This window comes from Streptomyces sp. NBC_01426 (assembly GCF_036231985.1).
In the GTDB taxonomy this organism is placed as follows: domain Bacteria; phylum Actinomycetota; class Actinomycetes; order Streptomycetales; family Streptomycetaceae; genus Streptomyces.
The window spans coordinates 1,485,598-1,510,129 of the sequence record NZ_CP109500.1 but is presented as its reverse complement, the minus strand read 5'-3'; the positions used below and the strand labels follow the sequence as shown (position 1 = coordinate 1,510,129).

Annotated in this window: 23 protein-coding genes and 1 pseudogene; 8 read left to right on the top strand and 16 right to left on the bottom strand. The window is 72.5% G+C overall.

Annotated features, from left to right (window positions below; all coding sequences use genetic code 11):
- Positions 1–252 precede the first annotated feature (252 nt).
- Genes egtD through egtA form a run of 4 tightly spaced genes read right to left on the bottom strand, consistent with a single transcriptional unit; the run spans position 253 to position 4,596 of the window.
- Positions 253–1,227, bottom strand: a complete 975-nt coding sequence (egtD, locus tag OG906_RS06650; protein WP_267828159.1) for an L-histidine N(alpha)-methyltransferase — start codon at positions 1,225–1,227, stop codon at positions 253–255.
- Entirely contained in the window at positions 1,224–1,982 is a 759-nt protein-coding gene (gene egtC, locus OG906_RS06645; protein WP_329440898.1) for an ergothioneine biosynthesis protein EgtC, read from the bottom strand. The genes egtD and egtC overlap by 4 nt, the downstream gene beginning before the upstream one ends.
- Positions 1,982–3,295 (bottom strand): ergothioneine biosynthesis protein EgtB, encoded by a 1,314-nt coding sequence (gene egtB / locus OG906_RS06640; RefSeq protein ID WP_329440896.1) that lies wholly within the window; start codon positions 3,293–3,295, stop codon positions 1,982–1,984. The genes egtC and egtB overlap by 1 nt, the downstream gene beginning before the upstream one ends.
- The gene (egtA, locus tag OG906_RS06635) at positions 3,292–4,596 is read right to left on the bottom strand and encodes an ergothioneine biosynthesis glutamate--cysteine ligase EgtA (protein WP_329440895.1); all 1,305 of its coding nucleotides are present in this window, start codon (positions 4,594–4,596) and stop codon (positions 3,292–3,294) included. The genes egtB and egtA overlap by 4 nt, the downstream gene beginning before the upstream one ends.
- Before the next feature lie 123 nt (positions 4,597–4,719).
- Here egtA and OG906_RS06630 point away from each other — a divergent pair, with 123 nt between their 5' ends.
- A complete protein-coding gene (locus tag OG906_RS06630) occupies positions 4,720–5,580 on the top strand; it encodes a TIGR02452 family protein (protein WP_329440894.1) in 861 nt (286 codons plus the stop codon).
- A gap of 22 nt (positions 5,581–5,602) precedes the next feature.
- On the opposite strand, the gene OG906_RS06625 is transcribed toward OG906_RS06630, so the two are convergent.
- The 4 genes and pseudogenes from OG906_RS06625 to OG906_RS06615 all read right to left on the bottom strand — a co-directional run bounded on the left by OG906_RS06625 (position 5,603) and on the right by OG906_RS06615 (position 9,068).
- Positions 5,603–6,079: a type II toxin-antitoxin system PemK/MazF family toxin gene (locus OG906_RS06625; protein ID WP_329440893.1), complete on the bottom strand. Its 477-nt coding sequence runs from the start codon at positions 6,077–6,079 to the stop codon at positions 5,603–5,605.
- The gene (locus OG906_RS06620) at positions 6,076–7,518 is read right to left on the bottom strand and encodes an amidase (protein ID WP_329440891.1); all 1,443 of its coding nucleotides are present in this window, start codon (positions 7,516–7,518) and stop codon (positions 6,076–6,078) included. Before OG906_RS06620 ends, OG906_RS06625 begins: the two co-directional genes overlap by 4 nt.
- Before the next feature lie 101 nt (positions 7,519–7,619).
- Positions 7,620–7,799, bottom strand: a pseudogene (locus OG906_RS43595) (alpha/beta hydrolase); the annotation flags it as partial.
- 6 nt (positions 7,800–7,805) lie between these two features.
- Positions 7,806–9,068, bottom strand: a complete 1,263-nt coding sequence (locus tag OG906_RS06615; RefSeq protein WP_329440890.1) for an MFS transporter — start codon at positions 9,066–9,068, stop codon at positions 7,806–7,808.
- A gap of 412 nt (positions 9,069–9,480) precedes the next feature.
- On the opposite strand from OG906_RS06615, the gene OG906_RS06610 reads away from it, so the two are divergent.
- The 6 genes from OG906_RS06610 to OG906_RS06585 all read left to right on the top strand — a co-directional run bounded on the left by OG906_RS06610 (position 9,481) and on the right by OG906_RS06585 (position 16,772).
- The gene (locus OG906_RS06610; RefSeq protein ID WP_329440888.1) at positions 9,481–10,458 is read left to right on the top strand and encodes a LacI family DNA-binding transcriptional regulator; all 978 of its coding nucleotides are present in this window, start codon (positions 9,481–9,483) and stop codon (positions 10,456–10,458) included.
- 270 nt (positions 10,459–10,728) lie between these two features.
- Positions 10,729–11,928, top strand: coding sequence for a thiolase family protein (locus OG906_RS06605; protein WP_329440887.1), 1,200 nt, complete (start codon positions 10,729–10,731; stop codon positions 11,926–11,928).
- A gap of 303 nt (positions 11,929–12,231) precedes the next feature.
- A complete protein-coding gene (locus tag OG906_RS06600; RefSeq protein WP_329440885.1) occupies positions 12,232–13,671 on the top strand; it encodes an aldehyde dehydrogenase family protein in 1,440 nt (479 codons plus the stop codon).
- A 125-nt stretch (positions 13,672–13,796) separates the two neighbouring features.
- The gene (locus OG906_RS06595) at positions 13,797–14,192 is read left to right on the top strand and encodes a thioredoxin family protein (protein WP_329447946.1); all 396 of its coding nucleotides are present in this window, start codon (positions 13,797–13,799) and stop codon (positions 14,190–14,192) included.
- Between the two features lie 42 nt (positions 14,193–14,234).
- Positions 14,235–15,665: a dihydrolipoyl dehydrogenase family protein gene (locus OG906_RS06590; RefSeq protein ID WP_329440884.1), complete on the top strand. Its 1,431-nt coding sequence runs from the start codon at positions 14,235–14,237 to the stop codon at positions 15,663–15,665.
- A 342-nt stretch (positions 15,666–16,007) separates the two neighbouring features.
- Positions 16,008–16,772, top strand: a complete 765-nt coding sequence (locus OG906_RS06585) for a metallophosphoesterase (RefSeq protein ID WP_329440882.1) — start codon at positions 16,008–16,010, stop codon at positions 16,770–16,772.
- On the opposite strand, the gene OG906_RS06580 is transcribed toward OG906_RS06585, so the two are convergent.
- From OG906_RS06580 to OG906_RS06550, 7 genes are all read right to left on the bottom strand, one after another.
- A complete protein-coding gene (locus OG906_RS06580) occupies positions 16,745–17,056 on the bottom strand; it encodes a DUF2087 domain-containing protein (RefSeq protein ID WP_329440881.1) in 312 nt (103 codons plus the stop codon). The genes OG906_RS06585 and OG906_RS06580 overlap by 28 nt on opposite strands.
- 246 nt (positions 17,057–17,302) lie before the next feature.
- On the bottom strand, positions 17,303–17,953 hold the full coding sequence (locus OG906_RS06575; protein WP_329440879.1) for a hypothetical protein: 651 nt from the start codon (positions 17,951–17,953) through the stop codon (positions 17,303–17,305).
- The gene (locus tag OG906_RS06570) at positions 17,950–18,447 is read right to left on the bottom strand and encodes a DUF6114 domain-containing protein (protein WP_267798562.1); all 498 of its coding nucleotides are present in this window, start codon (positions 18,445–18,447) and stop codon (positions 17,950–17,952) included. The genes OG906_RS06575 and OG906_RS06570 overlap by 4 nt, the downstream gene beginning before the upstream one ends.
- Entirely contained in the window at positions 18,438–18,995 is a 558-nt protein-coding gene (locus OG906_RS06565; protein WP_267798575.1) for a DUF6230 family protein, read from the bottom strand. Before OG906_RS06565 ends, OG906_RS06570 begins: the two co-directional genes overlap by 10 nt.
- Before the next feature lie 223 nt (positions 18,996–19,218).
- Complete coding sequence (locus OG906_RS06560; protein ID WP_329440877.1) at positions 19,219–19,974, bottom strand: MerR family transcriptional regulator; 756 nt, start codon at positions 19,972–19,974, stop codon at positions 19,219–19,221.
- A gap of 39 nt (positions 19,975–20,013) precedes the next feature.
- A complete protein-coding gene (locus OG906_RS06555) occupies positions 20,014–21,219 on the bottom strand; it encodes a methyltransferase (protein ID WP_329440876.1) in 1,206 nt (401 codons plus the stop codon).
- 61 nt (positions 21,220–21,280) lie between these two features.
- Positions 21,281–21,631 carry a tetratricopeptide repeat protein gene (locus tag OG906_RS06550; RefSeq protein ID WP_267798565.1) on the bottom strand — a complete coding sequence of 117 codons (351 nt, stop codon included), beginning with the start codon at positions 21,629–21,631 and terminating at the stop codon, positions 21,281–21,283.
- A 106-nt stretch (positions 21,632–21,737) separates the two neighbouring features.
- Between OG906_RS06550 and OG906_RS06545 the strand changes: the two genes are divergently transcribed.
- Complete coding sequence (locus tag OG906_RS06545) at positions 21,738–22,703, top strand: pirin family protein (RefSeq protein ID WP_329440875.1); 966 nt, start codon at positions 21,738–21,740, stop codon at positions 22,701–22,703.
- Positions 22,704–22,914: 211 nt separating this feature from the next.
- Here OG906_RS06545 and OG906_RS06540 read toward each other — a convergent pair whose 3' ends face one another.
- Positions 22,915–24,507, bottom strand: a complete 1,593-nt coding sequence (locus tag OG906_RS06540; protein ID WP_329440874.1) for an MFS transporter — start codon at positions 24,505–24,507, stop codon at positions 22,915–22,917.
- Positions 24,508–24,532: the final 25 nt, after the last annotated feature.

Below are 24,532 nucleotides of genomic sequence, written 5' to 3'. Positions count from 1 at the left end.
CGGGGACGACCCGCTGACCGCCTCCCTGTGGCGCATCGCCCGCGCCCGGGGCGTGCGGGCCGACGTGTGGTTGCTGCCGCGGATCCCGCCGGGCCGGCACGAGGACCGGCGGGACCTCGCGGCGGCGGCGCAGGAGGCCGTCCACGCGCGGGCCGCGCGGCCCGTGCCGGCCGCGCGGCCCGTTCATCCCGCGGAGCCCGTACAGGGGGCACGGCCCGACCGGACCGCACCCCTGCTGCCGGGCATCCCCACTCAGTCCACCGGGCCCTCCGCCACCGACAGGGACAGCGCGAAGCGGCCCGCCGAGTCCGTCCACCACTGGGTCAACTCAAGCCCGGCGGATGCCAGTTCCTTGCGAACACCCTCCTGGCGGAACTTCGCGGAGATCTCCGTCAGGATCTCCTCACCCGCCCTGAAGGGCACCACCATGTCCAGGGCCCGGATCTTCACCACCGCCTCCGAACGGGCCCGCAACCGCATCTCGATCCACTCGTGTTCCTTGTTCCACACCGCCACGTGCGTGAACTCGGCGTTGTGGAAGTCCGCGCCCAACTCGCGGTCGATCACGGCCAGTACGTTCTTGTTGAACTCCGCCGTCACCCCCTGCGCGTCGTCGTACGCCGCGACCAGGACGGCCTCGTCCTTCACCAGGTCGGTACCCATCAGCAGCGCGTCACCCGGCGACAGCATCGCCCGTACGGACGCCAGGAACGCGGCTCGCTCCGGCGGCAACAGATTCCCGATCGTGCCGCCGAGGAACACCACCAGGCGCGGCCCGGGGGAGTCCGGCAGCCGCAGCGGCCGCGTGAAGTCCGCCACCAGCGCGTGCACCTTCAAGCCGGGATGCTCCGCCAGCAGGGTGTCCGCCGCACCCCGCAGGGCGCTCTCGCTGACGTCCACCGGGATGTACGTCTCCAGCGCGGGCATCGCCTCGATCAGGTGCCGGGTCTTCTCGGAGGAACCGGAACCCAACTCCACCAGCGTGCGGGCGCCGCTCTCCGTCGCGATCTCCCGGGCCCGTTCCAGCAGGATCTCCCGCTCGGCGCGCGTCGGATAGTACTCGGGCAACCGGGTGATGTCCTCGAAGAGTTCACTGCCCCGGGCGTCGTAGAACCACTTCGGCGGCAACTTCTTGGGGGAGCCGGTCAGTCCGCCGCGCACGTCGGTGCGCAGCGCCTTCTCCGCGGTGTTCTCGTCGAGGGTCCGGGTCAACTGGAAATCACTCACGGTCGGCTCTCCTTGAGCGGGGTCAGGTCGACCCTCGTACGGGTTGCGGTCAGCAGGGTCCGGTCGGGTACCTCGCACCAGCGGGAGTCGTCGTCGTGCGGCTCGGAGGCCACGACCACGCGCCCGGCGGGCGGGTCCGCCAGATACCAGAGGGAATCGCCCCAGGCGGTCGCGGCGATGGTGGAACCGTCGGTCAACAACAGGTTGAGCCGTGAGGCGGGGGCGGCCGAGGCCAGGTCCCGGACGGGACCGGCAAGGGCGGCGCCGAGGTCGTCCCCGGCGCGCAGACGGTGCAGGACCAGCGCCCAGATCAGCGCCGAGTCCGTGCGCGCGGCGAGTTGCAGCAGCTCCTCCACCGGCAGCCCGGCGGCGAGCGGGGCCGCCGACTCCGGCCAGTCCCGCACCGAGCCGTTGTGGCTGAAGAGCCACCGCCCGTCCGAGAACGGCGCGGCGGCCGCCTCCCCGTCGGCCCCCGCGAGCGTGGCGTCCCGTACGGCGGCCAGCACGGCGCCGCTGCGCACCACGCGGGTGAGGTCGGCGAAGGTGAGGTCGCCCCAGATCGGGCCGGCCCGCCGGTAGCGGGCCGGCACCGGGTCGCCCTCCGCGTACCAGCCGATGCCGAAGCCGTCGGCGTTCACCGTGCCGTTGCGCTGCCGGCGCGGCGCCCACGACTGCCGCACGAGGGAGTGCTCCGGTTCGCTCAGCAGCCTCCCGAGGCTCACCACCGGCCCGAGATAGGCGAGGTGACGACACATCAGGCATCATCCCGAGCGGTGCGGAACCCGGCGAAGATCTGCCGGCGCACCGGCAGGTCCCAGTTGCGGAACGTGCCCCGGCAGGCCACCTGGTCCACCGCGAACGACCCGCCCCTGAGCACCTTGTGCTCGGGGCCGAAGAACACCTCCGAATACTCCCGGTAGGGGAACGCGCGGAACCCCGGGTAGGGGAGGAAGTCGGACGCCGTCCACTCCCACACGTCGCCGATCAGCTGGCGCACCCCGAGGGGGGAGGCGCCGGCCGGATAGCTGCCCGCGGGGGCCGGGCGCAGGTGCCGCTGCCCCAGGTTCGCGTGCGCCGGTGTCGGGTCCGCGTCGCCCCACGGGTACCGGGTGGAGCGGCCCGTGCCCGGGTCGTACCGGGCGGCCTTCTCCCACTCGGTCTCGGTGGGCAGTCGGCGCCCGGCCCAGCGGGCGTACGCGTCGGCCTCGTACCAACTGACGTGCAGCACGGGCTCGTCGCCCGGCACCGCCTCGGTGACGCCGAAGCGGCGGCGCGACCACGTGTCGCCCTCCCGGTGCCAGAACAGCGGGGCCTCGATCCCGTGCGCGCGGATCTGCTCCCAGCCCTCGGCGGCCCACCAGCGGGACTCGCGGTATCCGCCGTCCGCCATGAACGCCCGGTAGTCGGCATTGGTCACCGGCGCCGTGTCGATCCAGTACGGCGCCGTGTCCCGGGTGTGCGCGGGCCTTTCGTTGTCCAGCGACCAGGGTTCGGCGGAGGTGCCCATCGTGAACGGCCCGCCGGGCACCAGCACTTCACTCGCGGACAGGGGCGGGCCCTGCGGCGGATCCGGGTCCGGGGCGGTCAACACCGCGGCGCCCCGCCTCAGCTGATGTGTGATCAACATGGTTTCGTCGTGCTGCTGTTCGTGCTGGGCGATCATCCCGAAGACGTAGCCGCCGGACAGCAGGTCCGTACCCTCCAGCGGGGTGCGCTCCAACAGGTCGAAGACCCGTCCGCGGACCTCCGCCGCGTACCGGCGGGCCTCCTCCGGCCCCAGCAGCGGCAACTTCGGTCGCTCGGAGCGCGGATGCTCGAACGCGTCGTACAGCGGGTCGATCTCCGGACGCATCGACTCGCGGCCGGCGACGTTGCGCAGCAGCCAGAGCTCCTCCATGTTCCCGATGTGCGCCAGGTCCCAGACCAGCGGGGACATCAGGGGGGAGTGCTGCGCGGTCAGGTCCCGGTCGCTCACGGTCTCGGTCAGCCCGGCGGTACGGGCCCGCGCGGTGGTCAGGGCCGCCACGGCCCGCTCGCGGAGTATCTCGGGGTGTATGTCGGTGGTCACGGGCGTGCGTCCTTCCCGGCGGGCTGCCGCTGTTCTTCTTCGTCGTCCGCCGGGCAGCGGCCGCGCAGTACGTAACGCTCGGTGAACGCGCCGACCTCGTCCCGGACGTGCGTGCTCGCCCCGAGCCGGGGAAGTGCCTCGCCCGCCGCCAGGAAACAGGCGACGGCGGCCGACCGAAGCTCCGGATCGGCGAGCCCCGCGCGAGCGGCGGACCGCCACAGGGGGTTGCGGGGCGCGCTTGGGGACCCGTACGCGTCCGACAGCGCCTTCGACACCCGGTACGCGGTCTCCGCGGCCTCCGGGTCGTCGAACAGCGCGTGCACCACGGCCACCGGTACGATCCAGCCGTGCTCGCCGGGCTGCGCGTCGATCATCCGCAGTTCCAGGTGGCCGCGCGGTCGGATCGGCGGGAACAGCGTGGTCAGGTGGTACTCCAGGTCCTCGGCGGTGGGCGGCCGCGGGCCCGCGCCGGACGTCAGCCAGTCCCGGAAGGTCAGGCCGCGCGGGATCACCCAGGGCGCCCCGTCCCCGACGGACCGGACGCACATCACCTCGGTGTCCAAGGCGTGCCGGGTCCACGCGTCGCGGGGCTCCTCGTCCAGCGGCGGGGCCAGGGCGCGCCGCGTGTCGATGTCGTTCCAGATGCCCTGGCGGGCGCACCGCCAGCCGGCGTACGGGCCCTCCGCGGCGGGGGAGTTGGCGAACGCCGCCACCAGGACGGCGCCCAGCAGGTGCGCGAGCCGCCAACGCCGTCCGTACCCGAGCGGGCCCGGCTCCTCGTATCCGGCGTCCACGCAGACCTGTACGGACGCGGAGGAGCGCATCATGGCCCGCCCGGCGGGACCCGTGCGGTCGAAGTAGGTCTCCATCGCCTGGTAGCGCGGGCTGTCCAGCATCCGGCGCAGGGGGCGCCGGGCGTCCTGCCCGAGACCACGCAGCACCAGGCCCTGCCGACGCAGGACGCCCCGTACGGCCGTGAGGTCGGCCTGGAGGCCGTCCACGCAGGCCGTCAGGGAATCGGCCGGAGCCGAACTGAGCTCCAACTGGCCACCGGGTTCGACGGTGAACCCGGAGTGCAGGGGCAGGGCGCCGGCCGCGTCGTGCGCGGCGGCGAGCCGGTCGGCGGACAGCGCGAGATCGGGCCGCTCGGCGTCCAACACCAGCCATTCGAGTTCGGCGCCGAGCACACGAGGTGGACCCGTCTTGAAACAGATGCCGTGGAGGATGGTCTCCGCCGAGTCCACGGTGAGGGGCTCGGGCGGGGGGTGGTGCACAGGCGGAGCAGGTGAGTCCTGGCGCATGACCGGATCCTCGTCTCCTGTCGGCGGCCGGCGCTTTCGTCGGCCGTGATGTCACCCGTGCCTACCCGTCTGCGGGCCACAAATTCCATTGCCGTTCGAGGGGCTCGACCGGAGGATTGCGGTGTGAGCAGCAGACTGCGTGAAATCGCGCGGGAGAACGCGACGATCCTTGCGGCCGGGGGGTACCGGACGCGGACGGGACGGCAGATCTCCCTGGCCGCCGCCCTGGCGGAAGCCAAGGCAGGAACCAGAATATATGGACCAAACCGGGTCATTCCATATGGAGAACCCCTCGCGAAGGAGGGGAAGACCGCCTTCGAGGTCACGGGCGAGAGCAGCACCGTCGCCGCCCACCGGCTCGCGAAGGACGCTCCGCGAGGGGTCCGGGTCGCCGTCCTGAACTTCGCGTCGGCCCGCAATCCCGGGGGCGGCTACGTCCGCGGCGCCAAGGCGCAGGAGGAAGCCCTGTGCCGCGCCTCGGCCCTGTACGAGACCCTGTTGGAGGCCCCGGACTACTACGAGGTCCACCGCGCGGGAAAGAGCACGTTCTACACCGACCGGGTGATTCACTCGCCCGCCGTCCCCGTTTTCCGCGACGATCGGGGCCGGCTCCTGGAGACCCCCTTCCCGGTCGCCTTCCTCACCTCCCCGGCCCCCAACGCGGGCACCATCCGCCGCCAGGAACCGGAGCGTGCCCACGAGATCCCCGGCGCCCTGGCGCGCCGGGCCGAGCTGGTCCTGGAGGTGGCGGCGCTGCACGGCCACCGGCGGCTGGTGCTGGGAGCCTGGGGATGCGGGGTCTTCCGGAACGAGCCGGCGGCCGTGGCCGAGGCCTTCCGGGAACTGCTCACCGGCCGCTTCGACGGCGTCTTCGAACGGGTCGTCTTCGGAGTACTGGACCGCGCGCCGGAACCCCGCCAGGCATTCGAACGAGCGTTCGCCGGGCTGTGTGCGGAGCCGGGGAGCACCGACCCCGGGCACTGACCCGGGGCCCGATGCCGCGCGACTACTGCCAGCCGTGGCGCTCGCGCAGCCGATCCACCACCAGCTGGAAACGGCCCCGGTCCAAGGCGCACGCCTCGCGCCGCATCCCCGACTCGTGGACCCTCAGCACCCGGTCCACCGCCACCCAGGACTCCCGCCCCGCGCCGTCCCACGGCCCGGTCCCGATCGGCACCCACTCCCGGTCGTGATCGTGCCGCTTGCTGGACAACTGCACGGCCAGCAGCGTGCTGCCGCCCGCCTCCCGGGCGACCACCAACACCGGCCGGTCCTTGCCCCGACCGTCGTTCTCCTCGTACGGGACCCAGGTCCACACGATCTCGCCGGGATCCGGATCGCCGTCCTTGTCCGGCGCGTACTCGGTGCGCACCCGGCCGATGGCACGCGGATCCGCCTCGCGGGTCGCGGTGACGCCGTCACGCCCGGGCTGCTCGACGTGACCGTCGTCGTGGTCGTTGCTCTGGTGGGAAAGTGCCGTCATTCCGGTGAGGTTACTGGTTCCGGCCACTTCGAGGCCCAGTCCTCGGCCGCCTCGACCTGGGCCGCCAGGGAGAGCAGCAGGGGCTCCGCGTGGGCGGGGCCGAGGAGCTGGGCGCCCAGGGGCAGGCCGTCCGGGGTGAAGCCGGCCGGGATGTTGACGCCCGGCCAACCGAGGACGTTCCACGTCCAGGCGTACGGGCACGCCGCGATCATCGCCCGGTCCGTCGCCAGGGCCCCCAGTCCCGCCAGGGCGCCGATCCGCAGCGGCGGGGTGGCCGTGGTCGGGGTGAGCACGACGTCGAAGCGGTGGAAGATCTCCCCGACCCGGCGTTGCAGCACGGCCTCCGCCCGGCGGGAGGCGCGCAGGGGCACGCCGCCCAGGATCCGGCCCGTTCGGACGGCCTCGTGCGTGCGCGGGTCCAGCAGCGAGGAATCCGGGACACGGGCCGCCAGGTCCCGTACCCCGCTGGTCGCGCGCGGCGCGAACGTCAGGCCGATCGGGCCGTAGCGGGGATCCTCCTCCACCACCTCGTGCCCCAGTGACTCCAACCGTGCGGCCAACCGTTCCACGGCCGAACGCACCACGGGATCCAGGGACTTCGCCGTGGCGGTGAAGGCCATGGCGAACGACAGGGCGACCCGGAGGCGGCGCGGCGTGCGCCGGGTGGCGTCGACGGCCGAGATGCGCGCGGGATGGTGCAGGTCCCCGGCGTGCTGCCCGCTCGCCGCGTCGAGCAACAACGCCGCGTCGCCCACGGTACGGGCCAACACGCCGTTGACCGTGAGCCCGTTGAAGGACTCGGGTTCCGGCCAGGTGGAGATGCGCCCCCGTTGTGGCTTCACGCCGACCAGGTGGGTCCACGCCGAGGGGATGCGGACCGAGCCCGCCCCGTCGGACCCGAGCGCCGCCGGGACGAGCCCGGCGGCCACGGCCGCCGCCGAGCCGCCCGAGGAACCACCGGGCGTGTAGGCGGTGTTCCACGGGTTGCGGGTGTCGCCGAAGGCGTGCCCCTCGGTGAACGGCCACTGGCCCAGCTCCGGGGTCTGGGTCTTGCCGACGATGATCGCGCCGGCCGCGCGCAGTCTGCGTACGGCCTCGCTGTCGGCGTGCTTCAGTGGGAAGGTCCCCGCGCTGCCGAAGGCGGTCGGCTCCCCGGCGACGTCCATGTCGTCCTTGACGGCGATCGGCACCCCGAGCAGCGGGAGCCGCTCGCCGGCCGCCAGTCGCCGGTCGGCGTCGTCGGCCTCCGCGAGCGCGGCCTCGACCCGTACGACGCGGAACGCGTTGAGCGCGGGCTGCGCGGCCGCGATCCGCTCCAGGGTCTGCTCCGTCAACACGCGCGCGCTGACGCTGCCTTCGGCGAGCGCGCTCGCCGTGTCCGACAACCCCGCGGAGACCCGCGGGGCCGAGCCAATCGAATCCAGCGATGACGCCGACATCGGACCTCCCCCTTACCGATCGGTAGGTACGACGGTAGCGGGGAGGAACGGAGAGCCGCTAGGGCGCCCCGGCCCCGGCAGGATCCACATGGGACGGCCTGGATCCAGCCCTCCAGGGAACTCATGAACCCCTCGAAGTCGTCCCGATGGATGGTGTGTCCGGCGCCCGCCACCGAACGGACCTCGAAGCCGCGCTCCGTGAGCAGCAGCGACCGCTCGGGTGAGATCAGGAGGCTCGGGTCGGCGAGCTGCACCAGCGACGGGACCACGGGTGCGGCAGGCCGTCGTCAGCGGACGCCGCGGATGGGCTTCACCGCGAGGGCGCCCGCCACGGCGAGCACGGCCGCGACGACGAACAGCGCGGTGTAGCCCCCGCTGACCGACACGATCACCGAGGCGATGAAGGGCGCGATGATCTGCGGTCCCGCGTTGGCGATGTTGAGCACGCCCATGTCGCGCGCCGCGTCCTCGGCCTTGGGAAGCACCATCGTCACGAGCGCGGTGTCCACGGCCATGTAGCAGCCGAAGGCGAGCCCGTTGACCACGGAGAAGGCCAACATCGCCGTCCAACTGGTGGAGACGGCCGGAATCCCCAGGGCCAGCGCGGACAGCAGCGCGGACGCGCCGACGAACAGTTTGCGACGGTCGAACCGGTCGGACAGCCAACCGCCGAGCACCGTGGACACGACCATGGCCACGCTGGTCAGCGGCATCATCACGGCCACCGCCGCCTCCGGCTTCATCCCCTCGGGCAGCACGGTGTGGTCCTGGAGGATGTACAACTGGTAGCCGCTCACGGCGAAGTAGCCGAGCACGAGCAGCGCCCGTCCGATGAACGCCCATCGGAAGTCGTGGTTGCCGAGCGCGCTCGCGAAGGCGGCGAGCTGGGCCCGGAGCGGCAGCGGGGCACGGGCCGGCAGCCGTTCCTCCCGGGCGCAGGCCGTGAACAGCACCGCGGCCCCCGCGACGATCGCGCCGAACACGAGGTATCCGGTGCGGTAGTTCTCGGAGAAGGCGGCGCCGAGCAGGGCGCCGAGGGTGGATCCGAAGGGCAGTCCGAGGCCGACGGCGGCGGAGGCCTTGCCGCGGGCGGTCACGGGGACCCGGTCGGGGACCACGGAGGTGATGGCCGCCTGGTAGACGTTCATGACGGCCTGGCCGAGACACCAGGCGATCGTGATCAACAGGATCGTGTCGGCGAACCCCAGCAGGAACATGGCCGGGAGCGCGGCGAGTCCACCGCCCAGGATCCACGGATTGCGCCGTCCGCTGCGGTCGGACAGGGCGCCCGCGACCGGATTGAAGATCGTCGCGAAGATGGCCGAGACCCCCGCGATCAGGCCGAAGTTGGCGACCTTGTGCGCGGGGTCGATGTGCTCGACCTGGAGGGCGAGCAGGATGCCGGCCACGCCGATGTACAGGGAGTACATGGCGGTGTTGCCGACGAGCAGGAGCGGGAGCAGGCCGCGTCCGGGACCGGACTTCGCGGGTCTCTCGGACGCGTCGGGGGTGGCGCCGGCGGTGCCGGTGCCGAGGGAGGAAAGGGCCACGGTGCCCTCCTGGGCGGTGTCTGCGTGCGGCTGACGGAGGATGCGGAGAGGGAGGGGGTGCGCGCCGCCCTGTCGCGGTGGCGGGGTGCGACGGGACGCGGCAGGGCGGCGGCACGGCCGGACACGTGGGCCCACACCGCCGTCGAGCGGGTGTGACAACGAGGGTTACACGTGTCAATGAATCGTGTAACCACTGTGTAGCACCCGTTTCCGGCCATCCGCTAGACCTCGGACGCAACCGGTCTGGAAAGATGCGACGGCAATGTCTCAGTCATCGAAGCCGGCGAGGTCGCCGAAGTCGCCGAACCCGGCGCCCGCGGCCCCCTCGCCCTCCACGCCGCCCCCCGTCCCCACGCCGGCGCCCACTCTCGTGCCCGTACCGGAACCCGTGCCGGAGCCGGTACCGGAACCCGTGCCGACCAGCGCCGACGTCGCCCGCCTCGCGGGCGTCTCGCGCGCGACGGTCTCGTACGTACTGAACAACGCGGAAGCCGTGCGCATCAGCGAGCCCACCCGCCGCAAGGTCCGCGCGGCCGCCGAGGAACTCGGGTACGTCCCGCACGCCGCCGCCCGCAGCCTGCGCGCCGGGCACACCCGGATCGTCCTGCTGCCCACCTCCCACGTGCCGATCGGCCCGCTGTACAGCACCTTCCTCAACGAACTCCAGTGGGCCCTGCGCCGCCTCGACTACACCGTCGTGCAATACGGCAGCCTCGGACTCGGCGGGGACGAGGCGGCCCGCGCCTGGGCCGAACTGCGACCCGTCGCGGTGATCTCGCTCGGGGAGATCACCCTGTCCGCGCGCAACGTCGCCACCCTCAAGCGGGCCGGTGCCCGCGCGGTGATCACGCTCGGTCCGATCGGCGTGCCCGGAGCGCACGCGCTGGTGATGGACCAGGCGGAGGTCGGCGTCCGCGCCGCGTCCCATCTGGTCGAGCGGGGCCGTCGCCGGATCGGTGTGATCGTCCCCGAGGAGAGCGGCCTGGAGCTGTTCTCCACGCCCCGGCTGGCCGGGGCCCGGTCGGTGGCGGGCGCCGAGGTCGAGGCCCTGTCGATGGCCTACACGGAGGAGTCGGCCGGGGCGCTCGCCGCCCGCTGGCGCACGCTCGGGCTGGACGCGGTCTTCGCGTACAACGACGAGTACGCGATGTTGCTGATGCGGGCCCTGCAGGACGCGGGCCTGCGCGTCCCCGAGGACGTGGCCGTCATGGGCGCCGACGACCTGCTGATCGGGCGACTGCTGCGGCCGAGGCTGAGCACGGTGGCGCTCGAACTCCCGACGGGGGACCACCTGGCCTCCCTGGTGGACGCGGCCGTACGGGAACCGGCCGAGATCTCGGAGCGGCACGACCTGATGGCCGCCACGGCCGTCCACCGCGAGTCCACCTGACACGGGCGGCCCCTCGAACCCACGGGTCCGCCGGTCGGGGACCCGTGGGCGGCGGGCCGGCCGGCCCCCGGTTCCCGGCGCGCCGCGGACCCCGATCGGGGCGGCCCGGGCCCCGGAGCGGGCGCGCGGGGCCCGGGAACCGTTGACAGGCGGTGATCGCCGGACGGAGACTGCGGGCGCGCCCCACCGGGCGCACCCGGCGTCGCGGGCCGGTGCCGACACCGGCGCCGTCGCGGCGCCGCCCGTACGGATCCGCCCAGGAGAGCCCCCATGAGCATCCGCACCGTCCGCGACGTGTACGTCGTCGACGCCGTCCGCACACCGATCGGCAAGTTCGGCGGGGCCCTGGCCGGGGTCCGACCGGACGACCTGGCCGCCCACGTGGTGCGCGCGCTGGTGGACCGGACGCCCGACCTCGATCCGGCCCTCATCGACGACGTCGTGTTCGGCGACGCCAACGGCGCGGGCGAGGACAACCGGGACGTGGCGCGGATGGCCGTGCTCCTCGCCGGGCTGCCCGTCACCGTTCCCGGTGTCACGGTCAACCGGCTGTGCGGCTCCGGTCTCGAAGCCGTGATCCAGGCCGCCCGGGCCATCGCGCTCGGCGACGCGTCCGTCGCCATCGCAGGCGGCGTGGAGTCGATGAGCCGCGCCCCCTGGGTGGTGCAGAAGCCGGAGCGGGCCTTCCCCGCCGGGCATCAGCAGATGTGGTCCACCACCCTCGGCTGGCGGATGACGAACCCGCGCATGCCGGCCGAGTGGACCGGCTCGCTCGGCGAGGGCGCCGAACTCATCGCCGAGAAGCACGGCATCACGCGCGAGGCACAGGACCTCTTCGCCCTGGACAGCCACCGCAAGGCCGCCGCCGCATGGGCCTCGAGGCTCTACGCCGACGAGGTCGTCCCGTACCCGGGCGCCGACCTGACCCGGGACGAATCGATCCGGGAGGGCTCCACGTCCGAGGCGCTCGCCCGCCTCAAGCCGGCGTTCCGTTCGGACGGCTCCGGGACCGTCACCGCCGCGAACGCCTCCCCCCTGAACGACGGCGCCGCCGCGCTGCTGCTGACCGACGAGGCAGGGCTGGCGGCCACCGGCAGGGAGCCGCTGGCCCGGATCAGCGCGTCCGCCGTCACCGGCATCGAGCCCCAACTGTTCGGCCTGGGGCCGGTGGACGCGGTGGCGCGGGCGCTGTCGAAGGCCGGCCGCGACCTGTCCGACCTCACCGCCTTCGAGCTGAACGAGGCTTTCGCCGCCCAGGCGTTGGGCTGCCTCGCGGCCTGGCCGGAACTGGACCCGACGAAGGTCAACCCGCGCGGCGGAGCCATCGCGATCGGCCACCCGCTGGGAGCCTCGGGGGCCCGACTGGCGGGTTCGGTCGCCCACCAGCTCGCGGCGGCCGGCTCGGGAACCGGTGTGGCGGCGCTGTGCATCGGGGTCGGGCAGGGCATTGCGCTGGTCCTGGAGCGCTGAACCGGCGGCCGTGAGTGGTGGGTCGTGAGTGGTGGTCGGGCGAGCGGTGGTCGTGCGCGGCGGTCGTGAGCAGGCGGTCGTGAGCAGGCGTCTTGCGTAGGCGGTCGTGAACCGACGGCCGTGGGCGGGTGGTTCCGAGCGGGTCGCCGGGAGCGCCGGCAGGTGACCGCCGTCTCGATCATTTCCGGTCACCCGGTGCGTCAACTGCCCAATAACTGAACAGAATTGGGTCTCCGGGTCTGACACGATGGCGCGTGCTGCCGCCCCTCGCCCCGTCCCTTCCCCACCCGGAGGCCCCGCGCCATGCCGCTCCTCGACCCGACGCTCTGGCAGGACGGACCCACCCTGACCGGCGGAACCGCCCCGGTCGTCGAACCCGCGACCGGACGTACCCTCGCCACGCTGGACCTCGCCTCGCCCGCCGACGTGGCGGAGGCCGCCGTGCGCGCCCGGGCCGCGCAGTCCGATTGGGCGCGGGCCACCCACCTGGAGCGGTCGGCGGTCCTGCGCCGCGCCGGGGACCTGTTCACGACCCACGCGCCGGAACTGAGGGACTGGCTCGTGCGCGAGTCCGGTTCGATTCCCGGTAAGGCGGAGTTCGAGCTGCACGTGGCCGCCCAGGAGTGCTACGAGGCCGCCGCGCTGGCCTCGCGACCGGCCGGGCAGGTACTGCCGAGCGAGGCGCCCCGACTCTCCTTCACCCGCCGGGTGCCGGCCGGGGTGGTCGGGGTCGTCGCCCCGTTCAACGCGCCGCTGATCCTGTCGATCCGCTCGGTCGCGCCGGCGCTCGCCCTCGGCAACGCGGTGCTGCTCAAGCCGGACCGCCGGACCGCCGTCTGCGGCGGCCTCGCCCTCGCGGCGGTCTTCGCCGCCGCGGGCCTGCCGGCCGGGCTGCTGCACGTGCTGCCCGGGGACGCCCGGACGGGCGCCGCGGTGGTCGAGGACCCCCGCGTCCGCGTGGTGTCGTTCACCGGCTCCACCGCCGCCGGTCGCACCGTCGGTGAACTGGCGGGCCGTCACCTCAAGCGCGCCCACCTGGAGTTGGGCGGCAACTCGGCGCTCGTCGTGTTGGAGGACGCCGACGTCGAGGCGGCCGTCGCGCAGGCCTCCTGGGGCTCCTTCTTCCACCAGGGCCAGATCTGCATGACCGCCGGACGGCATCTCGTCCACGCGTCGCTGTACGACGAGTACGTCGAGAGGCTCGCCGCGCGGGCGGAGGAGCTGGCGGTCGGGGACCCGTACCGGGACCGGGTCCACCTGGGCCCGCTGATCGACGAGGACCAGGTCCGGCGGGTCCACGCGCTGGTCGAGGCGAGCACCGCCCAGGGCGCCAAGCTCGTCGCGGGCGGCACCCACCAGGGGCTCTTCTACCGTCCGACCGTGCTGGCGGGCGTCGCGGACGACACTCCCGCCTACACGGAGGAGGTCTTCGGTCCGGTGGCGCCCGTACGGTCCTTCGCGACGGAGGAGGAGGCGGTGGCGTTGGCCGCGGCGGGCCCGTACGGGCTCTCCCTGGGGATCGTCACCCGTGATGCCGCGCACGGGCTGGAGCTGGCCGACCGCATCCCGACCGGCATCGCGCACGTCAACGACCAGACGGTGAACGACGAGGCCGTGGCCCCCTTCGGAGGGGTCGGCGTCTCGGGCACGGGGGCCCGGTTCGGCGGGGAGGCGAACCTGGACGCCTTCACCGAACTCCGCTGGACCACGGTGCGCGCCACCCCGGCCGGCCACCCGTTCTGAGGCCGATCGCCCCGGTGCGGGGAGGAACGTTCTCGCAGCTCAGCGGGGTGCGGGGGCGGGATGGAATTCATGGGACGGGCCATTCGTTCAAGCAGCACACGCACCAATCAGGAGGTTTGAACACCGTGGCAACCGTGGAGCTGACCAAGGACAACTTCGACCAGACGGTCAGCGAGAACCCGTTCGTGCTGATCGACTTCTGGGCGGGCTGGTGCCGACCCTGCCTCCAGTTCGCGCCGGTCTACGAGAAGGCCTCCGAGGCGAACCCGGACCTCGTCTTCGCCAAGGTGGACACCGAGGCGCAGCAAGAGCTGGCCGGAGCCTTCGAGATCACCTCGATCCCGACGCTGATGATCGTCCGCGACCAGGTGGCGATCTTCTCCCAGCCCGGCGCGCTGCCTGAGGCGGCGCTGACCGACCTCATCGCGCAGGCCCGCGCCCTCGACATGGACGAGATCAGGGCGAAGATCGCGGCGGAGCAGGCCAAGGCCGCGGGGGACTCCGGCACGCCGGAGGCCTGAGATTGTCACCACCGCCCCCGGCCTGCCGTGACACTGGTCCGTATGACTGAAGCGGTGGAGTACGACGTGGTGGTGCTGGGCGCGGGCCCGGTCGGAGAGAACATCGCCGACCGGACCCGCGCCGCCGGGTTGAGCACGGCCGTGGTGGAGAGCGAGCTGGTGGGCGGCGAATGCTCGTACTGGGCCTGCGTGCCGAGCAAGGCGCTGCTGCGTCCGGCGCTGGCCCGGGCGGACGCGCGCCGCGTACCGGGCCTGGCGGGGGCCGTCCAGGGGCCCCTGGACGCGGAGGCGGTGTTCGCGCACCGCGACTATTGGACCGGGAACTGGAAGGACGACGGCCAGGTCGACTGGCTGGACTCCATCGGGGCGGACGTCTACCGGGGCCACGGGCGGCTCTACGGGATCCGCAAGGTCGCCGTCACCAGCCCCGAGGGCGAGCACCACGTGCTCGCCGCCCGGCACGCGGTGGTCGTGGCGACCGGCACCCGGGCCGTGATCCCCGACCTGCCCGGCATCGCCGGCGCCCGGCCCTGGACGAGCCGCGAGGCGACCTCCGCCCGCCAGGTGCCGAGCCGGTTGCTGATCGTCGGCGGCGGCGTCGTCGCCGCCGAGATGGCCACCGCCTGGCAGGCGCTGGGTTCCCGGGTGACCGTGCTGGTGCGCGGCTCGCGGCTGCTGCCGAGGATGGAACCGTTCGCCGGGGAGCTGGTCGCGCAGGCGCTGGAGGAGGCGGGCGCGGTGGTCCGTACGGGCGTGGCCGTCGAGGCGGTCGTCCGTGACGGTCCCACCGGACCGGTCACGGTGGTGTTGGAGGGCGGCGAGACCCTGGAGGGCGACGAGCTGTTGATCGCGACCGGTCGCGCGCCGCGCACCGAGGACATCGGCCTCGACACCGTCGGCCTGACCCCCGGCGACTGGATCGCGGTGGACGACGGCTGCCGGGTACCGGGCCACGACTGGCTGTACGCCGTCGGCGACGTCAACCACCGTGCGCTGCTGACGCACCAGGGCAAGTACCAGGCCCGGATCGCGGGCGCGGCGATCGCCGCCCGAGCGGCGGGGAACGGGCCGCTCGACACCGAGCCGTGGGGTGCGCACACGGCCACCGCCGACACGCGGGCCCTGCCGCAGGCGGTGTTCACCGAGCCCGAGGCGGCGTCGGTCGGGCCGACCCTGGCCGAGGCGGAACGCGCCGGCCTGCGGGTCCGCGCCGTGGACTACGACCTCGGCAAGGTCTCCGGCGCCGGCCTGTACGGCGACGGATACCGGGGCCGGGCCCGGATGGTCGTGGACCTCGACCGGGAGGTCCTGGTCGGCGCCACGTTCGTGGGACCCGGCGCGGCCGAACTGTTGCACGCGGCCACCATCGCGGTCGCGGGCGAGGTCCCGATCGACCGCCTGTGGCACGCGGTCCCTGCGTTCCCGACCATCAGCGAGATCTGGCTCCGCCTGCTGGAGACCTACCGGGGCTGACCTGCGGCCTTCGAGGGCCCCGCCACCGTGTCCGGTGGCGGGGCCCTCACGCGTTTCGGTCACGCGGCGACACCGTCGAGTGCGCCGTCGTGACCCGCGCCGACCACTTCAACTCGCCGGATGCCCGGCCCCATCGGCGCGTCGAGCCACCGCGCCGCCCCTCGGATCGTCGCCCCGCCGTCCGGCGACGGGGTGGTCTTCGGCACTCACGGGAACCGCCGCCGCTCTGGTGGCCGCCGGGTGGGTGCTCGTCGGGATCCGCCGGGGACGGTCGAACCTGGCTGATCCGCCGCGGGGACGGGCCTGTTGAATGGTGGCACCCGAGTGAAGGAGCGACCGTCCGTGACAGTCATCGCCCACCTCAGCGACGTCCACCTCGACGGCGACGCGCGCGCCGCAGATCGCACCCGCGCCGTTATGAGGTACCTGGAAGAGCTTCCGTACGACCTGGACGCGGTCCTGGTGAGCGGCGACATCGCCGACCACGGCAGCCCCGCCGAGTACGCGGAGGCCCGCAAGGCACTCGTCTCCCGCCATCCCCTGGTGGTCTGCCCCGGCAACCACGACGAACGCGTGGCCTTCCGGCGGGACCTCCTCGGCGAGGCGGAGCCGACCGCGGCGCCCGTCGACCAGGTCCTGCGCGGCGAGGGCTTCGTGCTCGCGGTCTGCGATTCGTCGGTGCCCGGCGAGCATCAGGGCTTCCTGGAGGACTCCACGGTGGCCTGGCTGGACGGCGTACTGGACGGGACCCCGCGCGAAGTCCCCGTGCTGGTGGCCTTCCACCACCCGCCCGTGTCCCTGCACATCCCCTACGTCGACGGGATCCGGCAGTTCGGCGAGGAACGGTTGGCGGACCTCGCCGAGCGACACCCGCACCTCACGGCCTTCCTGTGCGGGCACGCCCACACGGGGGCCGCGACCACCTTCGCGGGCCGGCCGCTGCTGGTGGCGCCGGGCGTGGTGTCCACGACCCGGCTTCCCTGGGAGGCCCGCAGCGGGGAGAACGAGTACGTCCACCTCGACGAGCCGCCGGTCGTCGCCTTCCACGTGATCGGTGACGACGGCCGGGTGACCACCCACTACCGGGTGGTCGTCACCCGCCGGTAGCTGCTGCCGTCGCGGGTGCGCGTGAGGCGACCCGAGGTGATCAGGTACCTCCGCAGGGCGGAGCAGTCCTCGTGCACGGTGCGCAGCGCGTCGTTCACCTCGGGCTCGGTGTAGTCCCGGTCCGGGGTGAACAGGGTCTCCGTGAGGTGGGCCAGCAGTTGTTCGCGGCGGGCGACCTTGCGGGGGATCGCGATGAGGCGGCCGTCGGAGAAGAGGTCCGAGACGCCCCGGGGGGTGCGCGGGGGTTGTTCGGTGCGGGGCAGCGGTGCGGTGGTGTGTGACATGCCGGGCAGCATCACCCGGCAAGGAGCCCCCGGGCAACGGGATTTCCGCCGGGGCCGGCCGCCGACGCCCCGCTTCGGGTGGGCGGGCCCGGACGCGTCGAAGGCCCGCCGACGCCGGAATGGCTCCGGTGCCGGCGGGCCCGCTCGCACGGGTGGTTCACCTGCGGGTGGTTCTCATACAGGTGGTACTCATGCGGCTGGTGACACGCGGATGGTGCACGCGCGGATGGTGCACGCGCGGGTGGTTCAGGGGCCGACGGTGATCTGCTGCGCGGGGTTGGTCGTGTCGGTGACCTTGTAGACCGCGTTGAAGGTCGACGACGTCGCGCTCGTCGGGCAACCGAACCCGCCGGTGACCGTGACCGGCACCGAGGCGTTGGTGAAGGTCAGGCTGGGCGGGGCGCCGTTGGTCCAGGTGCCGCCGACGTTCGCCGGAGCGCTCGGAGCAGCCGTGACCGTGCAGTTGGCCAGGCCGGACGTCGTCACGACGAGCCCGCCGACCGGCACCTTCAAGGTGGCGGTGATCGGCGAGCCGTTCTGCATCGACACCGTCCAGGCGCCGCTGGTGGTGACCGTCGGCGTCACGCCCGGCATGCTGGAGGAACAGGAGGAGTACGTCGGCGGGGTGATCGGCGAAGTGACCGCACCCGACGGGTTGTTGTTGCCCGGCGCGGCCGGGACGGTGCCGGTGGAGACCGAGACCGTGCAGGTCACGGTGACCGAACCGGCCTTGAGCGTGGCCTTCCCGCTGAGGGTGGCCTTGAAGGCGTGCCCGGCCGGGGTGACGGTGGTCGAACCCGCCAGCGGTAAGGGCGCGGCGGTGGCGGTGGCGGAGGCCACCGTCAGCGCGGCGGCCGCGGCCATCCCGAGGGCGAGAGCGGTGCGCTTGCGGCTCATGGCTGTGCTCCTTGGGGATCGTGGTGCGGGGTGGGGGAGTGACTGCGGGCCCCGTGGGGATCGGGGTCCGCTTCCGTGCCTGCCTCCGGCTCCGGTTCCGGGCCGGCCTTCGGCTCCGCACCGGGGGCGGCGGAGCCCCCGGCACGTGGTGTGGTGTTCGGCTGCCAGGCGAAGATCATCCCGCCGCCGACGATGCCCAGCAGGGTGCCGATCAGGAACCCGCCGAGGTTCGACAGGACCAGCGTGGCGGTCGCGATCAGGGTGGTGAGAATCCCTGCCAGGGTGCGCTGTTGGGGCGAGTACCAGGCGGTGAGCCCGAGCACGATCAAGATGATCCCCATCAGGACGGACGGGATGCCCGCCACTCCCTGCTGGAGCATGATCTTCAACGGAGCCAGTGGCAGGACGCTGATCCACACCCCGGTGAGGATGGCGAAGAGGCCGCCCCAGAAGGGCCTGCTGCGTCGCCACCGCCGCCAGCGGCTCAGAAGCATTCCTTCTTCCCCTTGCTGATGTTCATGCTCAGCCCGGAGAGCTTGAAGGTCCCGGCGTTGGTGGCCCACGCCGTCTGGTGCAGATCGGTGATGTTGACCGTGTCCGCCTGCTGGGCGAACAGGTCCTGCATGCCGATCGCCTCCGCCGGACCCTTGTCGAGGGTGGACGCGTCGCGCCCGATCTCGATGTTGCTGAACACCGCGTCGCCGGAGAGCTGTGTCGCGTCGACGAAGAGGTTGCTCGCCTCGACGGGGTTCTTCTTGCCCGCGGTGAGGTTGAGCGAGATGTCCCCGATCATCGGGAGGGTGGTGACCACCGACTGGCAGAGGCTGTGCAGCTTGGCCTCCTTGATGGCGGTGACCGCCACCGGGATGAGCTCGTTGCGCGCGTTCACGTCGACGCTGCCGTACTGGGCGAATCCCTCGCCCTCCAGACTCGCCGCCGACACCTTGAACTGCTGCCCGGACACCGCGAAGGAGGCGGCGAGCGCCCCCTGTGCCAGGGCTATTCCGAGTCCCGCGGTCACGGCGATGGCGGGCACGGTCAGAAGTGCGAACTTGCGCCAGCGGACGCGGCCGTCGCCTCTGCCGGCGCCGCCGCCGTCGTCGCCCTCGGTGCCGGGCGGTTCGGGCAAGTTCGGTGAGACTGCCATGAGATCGTCCCTTATCTCGGCTGTGCACCTTTGTTACCGACGAGTTGAATGTAAGAGTGCCAATGGAGGTTGGCAAGGTTGCCGGAGCGTACCGTTTCGGCCGACTCCTACTGGCCGGTCACTGCTCCGCGCGCAGGAGTTCGGCGACCTCCGCGGCCACCCTCCGCTCCATGGCCCGGGCGAATTCCGAGGCCACGACCTCACCCGCCACCGGGCGCAACGCGGACACCGCCTCGGACACGTGATCCAGTTGGCCGGCCGAAAGGCGCTCCAGCCCGTCCGGGCCGATCACATGCCGGCGGAACAGTCCGACGAACCGGTCCGCGAGCGCGGCCGCCTGTGTCTGTACGAAGTCGGCCGCGTCCAGGATCTCCGCCAGCGGCACCCCCTGCCGCACCAGCGTCAGCGTCGCCTCCAGCAACCGCCCGCTCAGGTGCGTGACCCGGTCCCCGTCGATCCGTACGTACCCCAACTCAGCGGCACGCCGGGTGTCTTCGGCGGTCGCGGTCGGCCCGAACAGCGCGCGCAGCTCCGCCAACGTCATCGTGACGGGAACCTCTTGGACCCAGTCACGAGTCATCGCCCGCTCCAGGCCCAGGAGTTGGGACAGCCCGCCACCGCGCTCCCACGCGTCGAGCAGCTCGGAGATGCCGTTCACGGTGTAGCCGCGCCCCAGCAGGTCGTTGATCAGACGCAGCCGGGTCAGGTGGTCGTCGGAGTACCAGGCGACCCGGCCCTCACGGCGCGGCGGCGGCAGCAACCCGCGCTCCTGGTAGTAGCGCAGGTTGCGCACCTTGACGCCCGCCGCCCGGGCCACGTCCTCCCGGCGATAGCGCCCGCCGGCGCGTCCGTCCTGTTCCCCCTGGCTGTCCACGCGGCAGAGTGTAGGACGTACTGGCAGGTCACATGGGCCTTACGGGCGTTGGTCGCGCTCCATCCGCTTGACCGCCCGCAACACGACGAACTTCGGCTCGCTCGCGGTGACCTCGCTGTTGCCGAACAGTCGCTTCAGGTGCGTGTGGTAGCCCATGTGGCGATTGGCGACGACCCACAGCTCGCCACCCGGCCGCAGCGCCTTGCGCGACTGCGCGAACATGCGCAGCGCCGTGGCGTCCGTCGTCGCCTGGTGGGAGTGGAACGGCGGATTGCACAGGATCAGGTCCACCGAACCCGGGTCCAGCATCGCGACCCCGTCACCGACGAGGAAGTCGGCCCGCTCCCGCTCGTGCGTCACGTTGGCGCGGAACGTGGCCTTCGCGGAGGCCACCGCCTGGTACGACTCGTCCGTGAACACGATCTCGGCCCGCGGGTCCGCGACCGCGACCGCCGTGCCGACGACCCCGTTGCCGCAGCCGAGGTCCACGACGCGGGCCCCGTCCGTGTTGGTCGGGATGTTCTGGAGGAAGAAACGGGTGCCGACGTCGAGCCGGTCGGCGCAGAAGATGCCGGCGTGGTTGACCACGGTCAGCCCGGCGCCCGAGCCCCCGTCCTCGTCCACGACGTACGTCAGCGGCCACGGGCCGGGGGTCACGGCGTGCGTGGCCCCGGGGGTGCCCGGCGTACAGAAGATCAGTCGGGCCTTCTTCTCCGCGAGCGAGGTCTTCGTCGGCCCGAGGATCCGCTCGAAGAGCCGCAGCGTGGAGGTGTGGATCTCCTTGACCATGCCCGTGCCCACCACGACCGTGCCCGCGTGCACGTGCGGAGCCAGCCGGTGCAGCTGGTCCTCCAGCAGCGCCAGGCTCTTCGGGACCCGGACGAGGAGCACGTCGATCCGCTCCGGCGGCGCGTCCTGCGTGGTCAGCAGCCGCACCGTGTCCTTCGCGGTCCCGATCCCGGCACGATCCAGGTTCGCCATGGTGGCCGAGCGGGTCAGCGAGGAGTCGGTGATCTGCGTCGGATGGAACGCGGCCAGGGCCGTCGTCAGCGTGCCCCAACGGTCCCCGATCACGGTGATCTGCCGATCGCCGGTGAGATCCACCGGGCCGCGTTCCCCGGTACCGGATTCGAGGTGCCGCAGCAGGTACTCATCGGCGGCATCCCAGGCGCGGAGGCGATCGCGCGGGTCCTGGGGGAAGCGGGTGAGTTCGTAGGAGCCGAAAGGCGTGGTCAGACGGTTCATATTCGACCCAGGCTATCCGAGACGACCGCCCGGCCCCGCATGGGCGGGGCCGGGCGGCGCGCTACTCGGGAAACTCGCCCGCCATCGCGGCGGCGATCCGCAGGTGGGGGCCCGCCTCGGCGGCCCTGCCCTGGCGCTCCAGCGTCCGCCCGAGGAGCAGCCGCGCGTAGTCCTCCACCGGCCAGCGTTCCAGGATGGCGCGCAGCTCCAGCTCGGCGCGGGACAGCTGTGCGGAGTGGTAGTAGGCGCGGGCCAGCAGCAGCCGGGCAGCCAGCTGCTCGGGGGCCTCGGCGGTCAGCGAGCCCAGGACGCGGGCGGCGGTGGCGTACTCCTTCGCCTCGAAGAAGAGACCGGCGCGCGCCCAGCGCTCGGCCGGCGTCCCGTGCTCCAGGTACTCCACCGGCGTGTTCATCGCGTTCCTTCCGCCGTTCCGATGCTCTGTCCGGTCTCCCCAACACGGGGGACCCACCGAACATTCCATGGAACGCCGGACGCGGCGCGGGGCTAAGTTGTGCCCCATGAGCAATCTCGATCGCCAGCCCGCTCTCTCCGCCTGCGGCGGCCGCGGTTTCGTCGTGGCCGAGCCCGTGCGCGAGCTCCTCAGCCCGCGCACCGTCAAGCTCGGGGAGTCCACCGAGGTCCGCCGCCTGCTGCCCAATCTGGGCCGCCGCATGGTGGGCGCCTGGTGCTTCGTCGACCACTACGGCCCGGACGACATCGCGGACGAGCCCGGCATGCAGGTGGCGCCCCACCCGCACTCGGGGCTCCAGACCGTGAGCTGGCTCCACGAGGGCGAGGTACTGCACCGCGACAGCGTCGGCAGCCTGGAGACCATCCGCCCGCGCGAGCTCGGCCTGATGACCTCCGGCAGGGGCATCAGCCACTCCGAGGAGAGCCCGCGCCCGCACGCCCGCCTCCTGCACGGCGCGCAACTGTGGGTGGCCCTCCCCGACGCCCACCGCGACGTCGCCCCGCACTTCCAGCACCACGCCGAACTCCCGCAGGTCACCGCGCCCGGCCTGACCGCGACCGTGATCCTCGGCACCCTGGACGGGGCCACCTCGCCCGGCAGCACCTACAGCCCGATCGTCGGCGCCGACCTCGCCCTGGCGGCCGGCACCGAGACCCGGCTCCCGCTCGACCCGGACTTCGAGTACGCGGTCCTGTCGATGTCGGGCGAGGCCATCGTCGACGGCGTACCGGTCCTGCCGGGCGCGATGCTCTACCTGGGCTGCGGCCGCACGGAACTCCCCCTGCGGGCAGCCTCGGACGCGGGACTGATGCTGCTGGGCGGCGAGCCGTTCGAGGAGGAGATCGTCATGTTCTGGAACTGGATCGGACGCTCCAACGAGGAGATCGTCCAGTTCCGCGAGGACTGGACGAACGGCACCCGCTACGGCGAGGTCAAGGGCTACGACGGCGCCCCGATTCCCGCTCCGGAACTGCCCTCAACCCGCTTGAAGCCCAGGGGGAGAGTGCGCTGAGACCGCTAGAGGTGAGCAGGGCATAGTGGCTGACATTCCGCCGTCGGTCTGCCGCGGGGGTCGGTGCGCTTCGTTGTGGACAGGCAACAAAGGGCGATGTTGAAGCGATGGTGCTGCTCGGCAAAGGGGCGCATGGGATAGGCCCGGCCGGGCGCGAGCCGCCGTTCCCGCGGCTCGCGATCCGAGCCGGGCCGACCGGCCCCGTCGCCCCTTAGTGACGGGCGCCCTCGGGGTTGCGTCGTACGCCCGCTGCGGCGAGGACGGCGCCGATGGCGCACAGGGCGCCGGTGACGAGCGCGGCGGTGTGCACTCCATTGACGAATGCCTGGCCGCTGCCCTCGATCACCGCGGCCTTCAGCTGCGCGGGCATGTCAGCGGAGACCGGTGAAATGCCCATGGCCACCGCGTCCTTGGCCCGGTGCAAGCCCTCGGCCGCGGGCGCCGGTACCCCGGCGGAGGTGAGTTCGCCAGTCAGGGTCGAGTTGACCCGGCTGCTGATCAGGGAGACGAGTACAGAGGTTCCGAGCGCGCCGCCGATCTGGAGCGCGGTGGCCTGGAGCCCGCCCGCGACACCGGCGTCCTTGACCGGAGAGTTGCCCACGATGGCGTCGGAGGAGGCGGCCATCACCATGCCCACGCCGAGGCCCAGGGCGATGAAGGGCGGCCACATCGCGACGTACGGCGAATCCACACCCCATGCGAGTACGCCGAAGGCGGCGCCGCCTTGCAGCACCATGCCCAGCGGCATGGACAGTCCGGCGCCGAACCTCTCCGTGAGCTTCGCGCCCAGCGGCGAGGCGACCACGGATGCCAGGCTCAGCGGCAGGGTGCGCACGCCCGCTTCGACGGGGGTGAAGCCGCGCACATTCTGGAGGTACAGCATCACGAAGAAGATCACGCCGAGCAGGACGAAGAAGTTGATCGCCGTGATGATCGTGCCGATGGTCAGCGCGCGGCTGCGGAACAGCCGCATGGGCAGCAACGGGTTCTCCACACGCGTTTCGTACCAGCCGAACACCAGGAGGATCGCGAGGCCGGCGGCGAGTGCGCCCAGCGTCGAGCCGGAACTCCAGCCCCACGTCTCGCCCTTGACCACGCCGAATACGACGACGAGCAGTCCGAGCGCGAGCAGGATCACACCGGGGACGTCGAACCGCTGGTCGCCGGAGGCGGAGGCGTTTTTGCTCTGCGGCAGCACCAGGGCGCTGAAGACGAGCGCGATGACGCCGATCGGAGCGTTGATGTAGAAGACGGACTCCCAGTTGACGTGCTCGACGAGCAGACCGCCGACTATGGGGCCGAGCGCGGTGGACACCGACGACACCATCGCCCAGATGCCCACGGCCATGCCGAACTTCTTCGGCGGGAACACCGCGCGCAGCAGCCCGAGCGTGTTGGGCATCAGCAGCGCACCGAAGAACCCCTGAACGGCGCGGAAGGCAATGACGCCCTCGATCGACCCGGCCAGCCCGATGGCGACCGACGCGAGCGTGAAGCCGACGACTCCGACCAGGTAGAAGGTGCGCCGGCCGAAGCGGTCACCGAGCTTCCCGCCGAGGATCAGCGCCGCGGCCAGGGCCAGCAGGTAGGAGTTGGTGACCCACTGCAGGTCGGCGGTGGACGCGTTCAGGTCCCGGCCGATCTCCGGGTTGGCGATCGCGACGACGGAGCCGTCCAGACCGACCATGAACAGGCCGAAGGCGACGGCGACGAGCGTCAGCCAGGGATTGGCGCGGCGGCCCGCCGGAGCGGCGGGCCGGATGTGTGCGGGCAGGGGAGAGCTGTCCACGGCAGTGGAGGGCATGGAGGTGCCTTGCTTCCTCGTAAAG